The 12,511-nt window shown below is 40.7% G+C and carries 12 protein-coding genes; 8 read left to right on the top strand and 4 right to left on the bottom strand.

What is annotated here, in order from left to right; all coding sequences use genetic code 11:
- The first annotated feature begins 2 nt into the window (after positions 1-2).
- Positions 3-1,133 (top strand): Gfo/Idh/MocA family protein, encoded by a 1,131-nt coding sequence (locus tag V7K53_RS04595; RefSeq protein WP_335196457.1) that lies wholly within the window; start codon positions 3-5, stop codon positions 1,131-1,133.
- A gap of 22 nt (positions 1,134-1,155) precedes the next feature.
- Here V7K53_RS04595 and V7K53_RS04590 read toward each other — a convergent pair whose 3' ends face one another.
- Complete coding sequence (locus tag V7K53_RS04590) at positions 1,156-3,285, bottom strand: ATP-binding protein (protein ID WP_335196456.1); 2,130 nt, start codon at positions 3,283-3,285, stop codon at positions 1,156-1,158.
- A 293-nt stretch (positions 3,286-3,578) separates the two neighbouring features.
- Between V7K53_RS04590 and V7K53_RS04585 the strand changes: the two genes are divergently transcribed.
- From V7K53_RS04585 to V7K53_RS04575, 3 genes are all read left to right on the top strand, one after another.
- Positions 3,579-4,319, top strand: a complete 741-nt coding sequence (locus V7K53_RS04585) for a RibD family protein (protein WP_335196455.1) — start codon at positions 3,579-3,581, stop codon at positions 4,317-4,319.
- Positions 4,320-4,443: 124 nt separating this feature from the next.
- Positions 4,444-5,625, top strand: coding sequence for a GNAT family N-acetyltransferase (locus tag V7K53_RS04580; RefSeq protein ID WP_335196454.1), 1,182 nt, complete (start codon positions 4,444-4,446; stop codon positions 5,623-5,625).
- Between the two features lie 90 nt (positions 5,626-5,715).
- On the top strand, positions 5,716-6,099 hold the full coding sequence (locus tag V7K53_RS04575) for a DUF4346 domain-containing protein (RefSeq protein WP_335196453.1): 384 nt from the start codon (positions 5,716-5,718) through the stop codon (positions 6,097-6,099).
- A 73-nt stretch (positions 6,100-6,172) separates the two neighbouring features.
- On the opposite strand, the gene psb32 is transcribed toward V7K53_RS04575, so the two are convergent.
- On the bottom strand, positions 6,173-6,910 hold the full coding sequence (psb32, locus tag V7K53_RS04570) for a photosystem II repair protein Psb32 (protein WP_335196452.1): 738 nt from the start codon (positions 6,908-6,910) through the stop codon (positions 6,173-6,175).
- Between the two features lie 495 nt (positions 6,911-7,405).
- Here psb32 and surE point away from each other — a divergent pair, with 495 nt between their 5' ends.
- The 4 genes from surE to V7K53_RS04550 all read left to right on the top strand — a co-directional run bounded on the left by surE (position 7,406) and on the right by V7K53_RS04550 (position 10,437).
- Positions 7,406-8,086, top strand: coding sequence for a 5'/3'-nucleotidase SurE (surE, locus tag V7K53_RS04565; RefSeq protein ID WP_335196451.1), 681 nt, complete (start codon positions 7,406-7,408; stop codon positions 8,084-8,086).
- Positions 8,087-8,272: 186 nt separating this feature from the next.
- On the top strand, positions 8,273-8,896 hold the full coding sequence (locus V7K53_RS04560; protein ID WP_335196450.1) for a hypothetical protein: 624 nt from the start codon (positions 8,273-8,275) through the stop codon (positions 8,894-8,896).
- 86 nt (positions 8,897-8,982) lie between these two features.
- Complete coding sequence (locus V7K53_RS04555) at positions 8,983-9,630, top strand: PAP/fibrillin family protein (protein ID WP_335196449.1); 648 nt, start codon at positions 8,983-8,985, stop codon at positions 9,628-9,630.
- Between the two features lie 30 nt (positions 9,631-9,660).
- Positions 9,661-10,437 carry an MGMT family protein gene (locus V7K53_RS04550; RefSeq protein ID WP_335196448.1) on the top strand — a complete coding sequence of 259 codons (777 nt, stop codon included), beginning with the start codon at positions 9,661-9,663 and terminating at the stop codon, positions 10,435-10,437.
- 54 nt (positions 10,438-10,491) lie between these two features.
- Here V7K53_RS04550 and V7K53_RS04545 read toward each other — a convergent pair whose 3' ends face one another.
- Both V7K53_RS04545 and V7K53_RS04540 read right to left on the bottom strand, forming a co-directional pair.
- A complete protein-coding gene (locus tag V7K53_RS04545; protein ID WP_335196447.1) occupies positions 10,492-11,214 on the bottom strand; it encodes a hypothetical protein in 723 nt (240 codons plus the stop codon).
- Positions 11,215-11,608: 394 nt separating this feature from the next.
- Entirely contained in the window at positions 11,609-11,995 is a 387-nt protein-coding gene (locus V7K53_RS04540; protein WP_335196446.1) for a hypothetical protein, read from the bottom strand.
- Positions 11,996-12,511: the final 516 nt, after the last annotated feature.

Here is a 12,511-nt window from a genome sequence, read left to right as displayed (position 1 = left end):
TAATGACAAATAAAATTAAAATTGCTGTCATCGGAGTTGGGCGTTGGGGAGTGCATCTGTTGCGGAATTTTTTAGCGCATCCCCAAGTAAATGTAGTTGCTGTAGTAGATCCCCATCCAGAACGATTAGCGGCGGTAAAGCAGCAGTTTAACTTAGACGAAAATGTATTATTAACAACTCAATGGCAAGATTTAAAGACAATTCCAGGGTTGACAGGAGTGGCGATCGCCACTCCTGCTACCACCCACTATGCTTTAATTAAAGACGCTCTCCAACAGGGATACAATGTTTTAGCAGAAAAGCCCCTAACTCTCAATCCAGCAGAATGTCGGGAACTTTGCTATTTAGCAGAACAGCATCATTTGATACTAACTGTTGACCATACTTATTTATTTCACCCAGCAGTTGAGCGAGGAAAAGCTGTCGTACAAGCGGGTAAATTAGGTGATTTACGCTATGGCTACGCCACCCGCACCCATTTAGGGCCTGTCCGGCAAGATGTTGATGCGCTGTGGGACTTAGCTATTCACGATATTGCAATCTTTAACGCTTGGCTTGGTCAAATTCCTATAAAAGTACAAGCAACGGGTACTGTGTGGCTACAGGGAGCAGGGGAGCAGGGGAGCAGGGGAGCAGGGGAGCAGGGGAGCAGGGGCGCAGAGGTGAGTCCATCGGATTCTTCTGTGCCTCAAGGTTTAGCTGATTTAGTATGGCTGACACTCACATATCCAGATGGCTTTCAAGCTTATATTCACTTGTGCTGGCTGAATTCTGATAAACAGCGACGGCTGGGAATTGTAGGCAGCCTTGGCAGCTTGATTTTTGATGAAATGTCAATATCATCACCCCTAACCCTGCTACATGGTGAGTTTGAACAGCAAGGGAATCAATTTATTCCTGTGAATCAAAGACAGATAGCGCTGGAATTGGAGCCAGGAGAACCATTGGGGCGAGTTTGCTCCTCCTTTGTTGCCTCTATTCTTAACAATACTCCCTCAGAGATTTCGTCTGGCTGGGTAGGCACTGAGTTAGTAGAAATTCTTGCTGCTCTAACATTATCTCTTAGCCAAGGTGGTACACCTGTTTTTTTGAGCGATCGCATCGTTAAGGATCAAAAGTCTCAGGATTACTGATGAATATGGACTTTTGACTAAATTACGTCTTGAAAGTCCCATTTGCACAAACTTCTGATTTTGGAAGACTTACCAAGATAGTTTGTAGGGGCGAAAGACGAATCTCGCAAGTCTCATTTCCAAATAGCAACTGTGACTTCGGCAGCTTTTCTTTCTCTACCTCTACTTTTACAGACTTGTCGATCCCCAAAGAAGAACTTCCTCCAGACTCCTGTAGGTTGGGGTAGCGGCTTGCTTTTACTGGCTCATTTCCAGATGAGAACCCAAGATCCCCGACATTTGCTTCTTTATTGGGAACAGCTAACAGCGAGATATCAATCAAAGGTAAGGTAATTTTCAGTGTCGTACCTTGATGAAGTCCCGCACTCTCAAGAGTAATGCTACCTCCCATGAGTTCGATTAAGTTTCGTGAAATCGCTAGCCCCAGTCCAGTACCTTCAAACTGTCGTGTCGTACCGCCATTCACCATTACAAAGGGGCGAAATAGTTTGTGCTGTTGAGTTGGATCGATGCCTATACCTGTATCTTTGACAGCTACTACCACCTCAGATTTACCATTAGTAGATTGAATTTCTGTTGCAATGGTGATGCTGCCGGTGTCGGTAAACTTGGTGGCGTTGCCGATAACATTAATCAGCACTTGCTTCAGTTTTCCCGCGTCTGCCTTAATTGGGATCGCTTGGGGAGCTAACTCACATTTCAATTGCAAGCCCTTTTGTTGGACATTAACTGATTGTAAATTAATTACCTCTAACAATAGTTGTCGGAGGTCAAGAGGCGTGGAAATAACTGAAAGCTTACCTGCTTCGATTTTAGAAATGTCGAGTAAATCATTAATAATACCTAGCAAGTGAATCGTTGTTTCATCGGCACGTTTGAGAAACTCCATTTCTTCTTCTCGGTCATCACATAAGCCTTCTTCAACCAGGCGAATACAGTTAATAATAATATTTAATGGGTTTCTCAATTCATGGGAAGTCGTAGCCAAAAACTGGCTTTTAATCTGGTTAGCACTTTTTGCTTCTTTCCAAGCTATTTCCAGTTCTTCCGATCCAGCTTTCAGCCGTTCTACCATTTGGTCTAATGCTTGGGCCAGTTGATTGAATTCCCGAATTTGAAAATTGTGCGGAACTGGTTGTGCGGCATGGTGAGAGTGAATATTGAGAGCATAGTCTCGCAATTCTTCTACAGGACGGGCTAAGTAAGGAGCTAAATATAGGGATGCTAACAAACTTGCGCCAATCAAACCAACTGTCAGAACGATCAGAATTAATTTGATTTCTTCTAAACCAAACAGCGCATTATCGACACTACTAACAGCTAAAACTATCCATTTTTGCTGTTGCTGTTGAGTAAGGGGATTTGCAATAACTGTATAGCCAGCGACTAATTCTTCTCCCTGTCTAAAAGACAAACTTATCGAATCGTTTTTTCCCGTAATTGCATTTTTAATTATGCTTTTGATTTGGGAAGCATGAGGGTGCTGAGTGATATTAGTTCCCACCCAATCTGTGAATGGGTGTGCCAAAATTGTGCCATCTTCAGCAATCACTACCATAGCGCCTGTGAGCGATCCCGGCGGATTTCTGGTTTGCTGATACAGTGCAGACTGAATACTTAAGCTGTAAATTGAATTTCTTCGGCTATCAGAAACTGGTGCAGATAAAACTACTTGCAGTTGATTTTGTGCATTTCTTTTTCCAGTCGTTCCTGCCTTTGACGGGAAGATTGCTTTGACATCAACTCCATCACTAGGCAAAGGTAATCTCAATTCGCCAATTTCTCGATCCCCACAGCTACTAGCAATTACCTTGTGGTTGAGGAGATTTGTTAATTGGATGCACTCAATATTGGCTGGAAGTTGTTGCTTTAACTGCGTGAGAAATTCTTGTTCTTGTATAGGTGAATCCGACGGAATCACCGTTGTTTTACTTACACTCAGCAGATTAGCTTTTAAGATTGCGATCGCATCACCAATTCTCTCCCCTTTACTGATAGCGCTTTCTGTTAAATTTTGCCGTGCAGTTCTCAATATACTAGTACGTGCCTTATTCAAGGCAACAATTTCGCCTACAAGTAAAACTGGAACAAACAGCAGCAATATTCTCGTTACTAAAATTCGACGGAAGGAAGATTGGCGGGGATTAGTCATCGAGTGTCTCACTTTGCACCTGCAATCTACAACACCAAAGATATGCAATTAAACCAGCTAAATGAGACATTTTATTAAAGTATCAGAATTTTATTTTCAATGTTTAAAAATAACAAATTGCTATAATTCAAAAAGAAACGTGGTATACCAAAACTCGTATATGCTAGATGTAAAAGAGATTTGTGTTGCATATCAATACAGTGGTGAAATTATAAAACAGTAGCTTGCAGGTATGGTTTTTTTGAAAATCTACACACGACTAAAGTAAATATTAAAACTATCAAATCGATTTAATGTTGCAACATCGTCCTCATACTACAGTTGTTTTAGCAATGAGTGCAGATGGCAAGATAGCAGATTTTAAGCGATCGCCTGCTAGGTTTGGTTCAAGGCTTGATAAAGCGCACTTAGAAAAACAAATTGCTGCCTCTGATGCCGTTTTGTTCGGTGCTAGGACTCTGGATGCTTATGGAACAACACTTACTGTAACCGATCCAACTCTAGTGCAACTCCGGGCGCAAGGAGGGAAGCCTCAGCAACCAGTTCATATAGTGATTACAAACTCTGCAAACCTTAATCCGGAAATTCACTTTTTTAAGCAACCAGTAAGACGCTGGCTACTCACCACAACAGCAGGAGAATTTTCGTGGAAAGAACGCTTACAGACGCTTCACTCAACGCTGGGAGCCGGAGTACAAGAGTACCCTCCAGAATTTGAGAAGATTCTGGTTTTTGAAACACCAACACGAGAAATTGACATTCTCGCAGCCTTGAAGCAACTAGCCACTCTACATATAACACGCTTGGCGGTCTTGGGTGGAGGTGAATTAGTCGCTTCCTTATTGGAACTAGATTTAATTGATGAATTATGGCTAACTGTATGTCCGCTGATTTTAGGTGGTAATACTGCACCCACACCCGTCGAAGGGAAAGGATTTTTACCTGATTTGGCTCCAAAGTTACAACTCATAGAAGTTCATACAGTTGAGCAAGAGGTGTTTTTGCACTATCGCCTGCAACGACCAGCAGATTAGATTACGCTAAGTTAAGTTATTTAATTGGGGATGAGGCATTGGGCATTGGGCATTGATTATTTTCATCTGCTCCCCTGCTCCCCTGCCCCTCTGCTCCCCACTCCCTACTCCCTACTCCTCTAAGATGGTGGAACAACTTAAGCCTCGCTATTCTGTCGTTTGGACGAACAAAATCGCTGAAGTACCCCAAAATGCCTGGAATGCTTTGGCAATGCCACTCAAAACGCCATTTTTAGAATGGGAATGGTTGAACAATCTCGAAACCTCCCAAAGTGTTACGGCTAAAACTGGTTGGTTGCCAAATCACTTGACATTGTGGCGAGATAAAACGCTGATTGCTGCTGCGCCACTTTATCTTAAAGGACATAGTTCTGGTGAATTTGTTTTCGATCACCAATGGGCAGAGTTAGCCGATCGCATCGGAGTCCAATATTACCCAAAATTGCTGGGAATGACACCATTTACTCCTGCTGAAGGTTATCGGTTCTTAATTGCCCCAGGAGAAGATGAGGATGAAATCACAGCGCTGATGGTGCATGAAATTGACACTTTTTGCTCCAAAAACCGTATTTCTGGGTGTCATTTTCTCTACGTCGATCCCCAATGGCGGCCGATGCTGGAACGGCATGGCTTTACAACTTGGCTGCACCACAGCTATATCTGGGAAAATGCTGGCTTTAAAACTTTTGATGATTACTTGAAGGTGTTTAACGCCAATCAACGGCGCAATATCAAGCGGGAACGCAAAGCTGTGGAAAAAGCAGGTTTACGATTGCAACCACTGAGTGGCGATCGAATTCCTCAGTCTTTGTTTCCTTTGATGCACCAATTCTATGCTGACACCTGTGATAAGTTTGGCTGGTGGGGTAGCAAGTATCTCACACGGAGATTTTTTGAGCAGCTACACACCGATTATCGCCATCGAGTCTTGTTTGTTGCCGCATATAGCGAGGAAGATAATTCTCATCCTTTAGGAATGTCTTTTTGTTTATTTAAAGATGACAAACTCTATGGACGCTATTGGGGAAGTTTTCAAGAAATAGATTGCTTACATTTTGATGCTTGCTATTATGCGCCGATTGAGTGGGCGATCGCTAACGGTATCCAAATTTTTGATCCTGGCGCGGGTGGGCGTCACAAAAAACGCCGTGGTTTCCCCGCTATGCCTAATCACAGTCTGCACCGCTTTTACAACAATCGTTTAGGACAAATTATTCGTCCTTATATTAAGGAAGTGAATCAACTCGAACAGCAGCAGATTGAGGCAATTAATTCAGAGTTGCCATTTAGTAACCAAGATTCTTAAAAGTTTGCCAAGGCAGAGGGTGAACGACGAATTACACTTGATATAGAGTGTAAAAACCCTGAAAAAAGAAAATTTCTTTTTATAATGCTTATGGATTTAATAATTGAAGATTTAGTCGCAATTGATGATAAACTTTCCCAACGTCATATTGACCTCGATCCTGGTGGATATTTCATTATTTACTTAGATCGAGACGCGGGGTTAATTTGTGCCAAGCATTTTACCAATGTAATTGACGATCGCGGTTTAGCTGTCGATCCCGAAACGGGAAAGGTAATTCCGGCGCGACAAAAAGTAGAACGAACTCATACAACAGTTTTTAGCGCGAGGACGGCGAAAGAACTTTGCGTGAAAATTTTTGAAGAAACTCAGCCCCCTCCTGTAACTTTATTAGATCATGCAGCTTATTTAGGTCGAGAATTTGTCCGGGCTGAGGTAGCTTTAGTTACAGGGCAAGAGTATGTTCAAGATTAAAGTTAGGAGTGAGGAGTTAAAAATTAAGAGTTACAAATTCCTAACTCCTAACTCCTAACTCCTAACTCTGCCATTACCCATTAGATGAGGGCTGATTTATCTGATAGATATAGTAAGTTGCCATTGGGATAACGGTGGCAGCTATTAACAATCCTACTACCCAAGCAGTAGCGTTACCTTGGTTGGTTTCTTCTGCTTTCTTGAAAGTGCCTCCAACCTGTACATTGTCAGTTATTTGGGGTGGTCCTGGATCGGCTTTGCCTGAGAGAACGGCGACAAGGCGATCGCTGGCATCGAGAAATGCCTGATTGTATTTGTCACCATTACGTAACGGCACACTTACTGTTTCAGTAGCTACACTCTCGGCAATAGAGTCAGTAAGTATTGGCTTGACTTCATCCCCAGTAATAATGGCGGTACCATTGGTAACTGTATCAAGAACCAATAAAGTTTGATTAGCTTGGGCTGCTTTTGTCGGAAACCATTTTTCAAACAGTTCTTTAGTAAAACTTTCTGGTGTTTCACCGTAGTCGAGGCGGCGAACAGTAACAATTCTTACTTCCTTATCTGTTTGCTTTGCCAAATCCTTAAAAGCGCTGCTAATCTTGCCTTCATTTATACGGCTGATGACTTCACCTTGATCCAAAACCCAGGTGTCATTCCCTGCTGTTAGGCTAGGTATTTGATACACACCTGTGGCTGAAGCAGGTGTCGCAAACAGCGAGGCTGCGAAAATAACTGTCACCAAAGGTAGAATTAGCCAGATGAGGTGTTTTTGACTGCTAAAAACTTGTTTGAGGAGCTGTTTCATCGTGTGATCCCTAAGACAGACTTGCACCAAAAATACTACAGAACCACTGCAAAAATCACCTCGTTCCCGATTTTCTTCAGTGTAAAATTTCTGATATTCCCAGTAAATATGTATATTGTACGGGATTTTTGATTACACAAACTTGTTCTGAGGGCGGTTGCAAGCATTAACCTGATGCTAAACACCTTACTACTTATAAGAAATACCGCCCATTTTGGGAATTAACCCAAATGCTGAGGGCGGAATTTGCAAACCATCTAGAAATGATATCGTATGATTCATATTTTGGTTCAACAACGCCATATTTTTTCATATCTGCGAGTAGCTTTTCTTGACGTACTCATTAGATATCTGAGTGAAGAAGAATGTCAAGACGTTATCCTGCGTACCTCTCTACAAGGGTTCTGGACAATGCATATTTAGTTTATATATGTCTATGTGATGGTTGATATCTGCATTTTTCTGATATTTTAGCTAAATCAATATCATATATACATGACTATACTTTTAACTAACGACGATGGCATTGATGCCCCTGGTATCCAAGCACTGCTCAAAGCTGTAAATGGCAAAAATTCTATTATCGCTGCTCCTGCCGATCATCAGTCTGGCTGTGGACATCAAGTTACTACTACTCGTGCTATCAACCTCCAGCGACGTTCTGAGACTGAGTATGCGATCGCAGGTACTCCCGCTGATTGTGTGAGAATTGCAATAACACAAATTCCCGCAGATGTCAAATTTGTACTTTCAGGTATCAACGCCGGGGGAAATTTGGGAGTCGATGCCTATATTTCTGGCACAGTTGCCGCCGTGCGAGAAGCCGCGATGCACGGTATTCCCGGAATTGCCATATCTCAGTATCGCAAAGCCAAGCAGAATTTTGATTGGGATCTGGCTGCCAAATTCACAGCGGAAGTTTTAGCGGATTTACTCAAGCGTCCCCTAGAAACAGGAAGCTTCTGGAATGTGAATCTGCCGCATCTGCAATCAGGAGAACCACATCCTGAAGTGGTATTTTGCCAAGCCTGTACCAAACCTTTGCCCGTGAACTATCGAATTGAAGGCGATAATTTTTATTATGTAGGGGAATATGGCAAACGCGATCGCACTCCTGGCAGCGATGTAGATGTATGTTTTTCCGGTAATATCGCCGTCACCCAGTTAAGAGTTTGACATCAGCCATCATTACTAGTTAACTGCTACCACCTTTTAGTGGATATTGAGGAGAGCTGAGAGCTTGTAAGGCTATTAATTGATCTTATGGGTATGTGGTGCAATCGCGATCGAAATTTTCAAGGATTTGAAATCTGGTAAAGTTTCAGTGGTACTGAACATTAATTTCAAAAAAAGGAGAAATTTATGCAGTTTCTCAAAATTTTTCTTGTTGCGCTCGTATTGATAGTGAACCTGCTAATTGCTCAACCCTCTTGGGCAGGCAAGGATTTCACTAAAGGGGCTGACTATGCTGAGGTAACTCAGGCGCTCAATCAACTTCTAACTGTAAAGAATACACCTGAGCAAGCTGGCTATACACCTGAGCAGTTTCAGCAGCGACTGGCACAATTGCAGTTTCAGAAAAATGTTATAGAAACAGCTAGAAAGCGGGCGCAGTGCCGCAATGAAACTGGAAAGACTTTGGCAGTCTATGCCAATAAACCAAAAAAAATTCCAACGCAACTCTACTTTCTGGGCGCAGGAACAATCACCGATGATGATTGGGATTGCGATGGCATTTACTTACCCGCAGGTTCTCAAGTGGTTCTAGGCCCAAACGCTCAACCACAACAACTGACCCAACCCATCGCCGTTAAGTTTGTCGATGGTACACAGTCTCTTGCGAGAACCAATCCAGCCACTGGTGCAATTGAATTGAATGTTGAACCTGCCAAAGTATTCAAGGCGGGTGAGAGTACCTGGTTGCTCCCTAATTTTTCCCAAGCAGATATCGATACGCAAATTCCCACCCCACAACTCATTGACTAATCTCATCTAAATAATTCAACTTTTATGTACTTCCCGCATAAAAGTTGAACTAAAGAAACAGGATATATCAAGGAAAATTATTATCATTGAATAATCAACTTTTAATTAAGGAAAAATTACAAGCAAAGCTTGAGAATATTCAAAGTAAGAGCGATGGGTCTCCCATTACCGATTTGCAGCTAGACAAAACCTTAGCCGCAGAAATTGAACAATTGACAACGGAACTGGAGAGCGTCAATCCCAATCTCAATCCTCTTCTATACGCTACTTCTTTGCTAGAGGGAGCTTGGCAACTGCAATACTCCACAGCTAGAGAAATACGTTCTTTAGCTTCTCTTCCATTGGGATTAAAGCTGGGTAAAGTTTATCAAGTGATTGATGTTGCAAATAAATTGTTTTTCAATCTAGCTAAAGTTAAACATCCTTTGGGGCTAGTATCAGGATCTGTAAAAGTTACAGCTAGCTTTGAGCCAGCCAAAGAAGATTTAGAGCCTCTACAGAACAAACGTATCAACGTCTATTTTGACAAACGCTACCTATCGATTGAGAAGATTCTTGGCATTAATACTCCCCGACTTAACCCATTTAAGGTTGTTTCAGCTAATAATCCTACTAGTAGAACTGCCACACTGGATATTACTTACTTAGATGAAACCTTAAGAATTGGACGTGGAGGAGATGGAAGTTTATTTATTCTTGGTAAATCCGAGAATTTACCTGACTTCACCGCCTAAATTTGAGATTAATCACGTCGCTGAATGAATATGGCTTTCTCAATCATACATCTTTTCAGCAAAGTAAAACCAGGCTCGGCGATGGTAGAGCTTAATACATTAAATTTAAAGGTAAGTCATGGTATAGAAGGAGATATTAATGCCGAGTCGATAAGTCCCAGGCAAGTTTTAATTGTTAGGTACGAAGATATTTTCGACTTATCAATTCAACCAGGAGAATTGCGAGAAAATATTGTGGTTCAAGGTTTAGAAGTTGATAAATTTATCCCTGGCTCTTTGCTAACCTTTGAAAGTGGTGCGGCAATTCGGCTAACTTTTCACTGCGAACCATGTAAGCGAATAGCTCACTTGGTAGAATCATTAAAAAGCATCCAAGATAAAAGAGGGATTTTAGGCGTAGTTATTAAATCAGGTCAAATCAAGGTTGGTAGTAATTTTCAGGTTCAAGCTAATCGATTTCCGGCATTATCTGAAATTCCATATAAACGATTCCTAAATTTTATTATCAAAATCCCAAGTGGAAAAGTAGTTACATATAAACAGATAATCAAAGCTATAGGAGTAGATAATAGCTATCTAAGAGCTATTCCTATATACCTGAAAAAAACTTCGGCTGCTGATTATCCGTTACATAGAATATTAGACTCTAAAGGTTATTTAATAACTTATGTTAGCCAACAAAAAAATAAGTTGGAAATGGAAGAAGTTCAGGTTTTATCTGAAGCAGATTTATTAAAAAACTTAAATAAAAGTTTTGTAGAAGTTAAAGATTATTTCTGGGAAGATAGTACGCTATATCTAGAATAGACATTACTGTAATTTCCATAATATTTATAATGCGTTACTGTATTTGTAATTTTATCAAGATGATCCCTGATTTTTAATTTGTTTAGATGTAGCTTCCATAAAGTCGATAAAAACTTTTATGAGCTTATGAATTCCCTCACTACCTCCTGCAATTAAACCTCCTGTCAACAATGCATCTAAACAACGGAAAATAATTACTTGTATGGGATTATCTAAATCAATAACTACAAGTGGTTCGATTGAGCGAATACCTATTGCGCTCATTAAAAGACCGAATAAAAGAGATGTCCATAGAGCAATTGTTCGTGTATCAGATTTATAGGCTGTTTTTTGGCGCTCTTTTTCATTGATATCATCCATTTGTGGCTTGAATATTTTTAATGGTTCTTGTTGGTTTTGTGTAAAATTTTGGATGATTTGCTGTTCTAAACTCATTCCTTCTGGCGGGAGTCCGCTGATTTGATTAGATTCTAATAATTGCTTCTGTTGTACTTCCATAAGTCTTATCTTCTCAGATAGTAGAGCCTTTTTTTGCTCAATACTAGTATCTAATTGTTCGGCGAATGGACCACGCCAAGTAGTTATAAAAACTTCTAAAAAACGCTCTAATAACAAAGAAATAAATAATTGTAATGTGAGTATTTGGACAATATCATTAACCCCAAAAGGTTTTAAAACAAATGGTTTAGATGATAACCAAGTTGACAAAGTTACTACTAAAAAACTAATAATGATTAATACAATAAATAGAGGAGATTCGGGAGAAAGCTTTAACAACGTATCTATACTCCTGTTTCGCGTTACAACATCTAACACAGCCTGGAGGTGAAAACTACACCTGCTGAGTAACTTAACAACGTTAATTTGATAGAACAGTAAATAATTTATTACCCAGCTCTTTTTTCTAAAAGTGTGATAAGTTACGCCATTGTGGTAGCAGAAAGCATTCCGGCGTTACTGTGCATGGGACGACGCTAGAGCAAGTAGCAACCGTAGCACCAACTAAAAACCCCTCCAAGGTGTTGGAGGGGTGAAAGTAATTTTTGCGAATGAGATGGTAATTAGGGGGAAACAGCAGCTTTTCCTGCTTGGTTACGCATTTTCTTGTCAAAGCAACCAGATGATAGTACGGCATTTTATAAATCCATTACGAACCTCTGCAAGTCTGTACTTAGTAAGATAAATCGTTAGTGCTGTCGTCTGATGTCAGCTGCGACTCGACAGCGTTTAGATAACCTTTATCATTTAAAGCTTTTTGTGCTGGTAACTTTTTAGCGTTGACAGCAGCCTTAACCACATTTAATGCAGTCAGGTTTACTGTTTGGTATTGAGATACCAAAGCGCTACCGCTAGGACTACCCTGTGCTTTCAGATTAATTTGATAAGCTACAAATGCAGCATCAAAGTGTTTGAGGTAGCTGACGTTAGATGAATTGTTAGAATTGATAGCTATAGGTTCGCCACTATTGCTAGTAGCTATTTGAGTGCCACCCATTCGAGGCAATAAAGCAATAGAAGTAACAATGAGTACAGAATCAATCAAAATAGAGAGTTTCATAGGATTATCCTTAGTCATAGTAAAGTGCAATTAGTGTTCTTGAGTAATAGAGTCTTATTTTTTAGCTGTCTTAACTTCCTGCACCTAGTTCACCTGAACGGTTGATTTGCTCCTCACCCATTCGGGTGATTTAATTGAGCGCATCCTACGATTCATTCAAAGTTGCTAAGATCCATCATCTGATAAGCAAGAACAGCAGTATCAAAGATTTTGAGACAATTGATATCTGTGGAATCGTTGCGTAAAGTATTAGATTTGATATTTGTATTGATTGATGTGTCACTCTTGCTATGAGTAGCTAGTTGAGTTGTAGCGATTCTAGTAGTCTGCCAACCCAAAAATGCGCTCGTGAGGACTGGGAAAAGGGGAAAGGGAACTGGGTTTGGGATTTAAACCCTTTCCCCCTGCCCCTTATCCCCAGAGCAGGGTGGTTTCATACAACGAGAGAAAAATAATAATGATTTATAGAGGGTGGAGAAAAATGGATAACTAACAAGTATGAATCTCGTCGAACAA

Source organism: Nostoc sp. (assembly GCF_036917355.1).
Classification (GTDB): domain Bacteria; phylum Cyanobacteriota; class Cyanobacteriia; order Cyanobacteriales; family Nostocaceae; genus Nostoc.
Note: the sequence above shows the minus strand (reverse complement) of the source record. Positions and strands in the feature narration are given on the sequence as shown.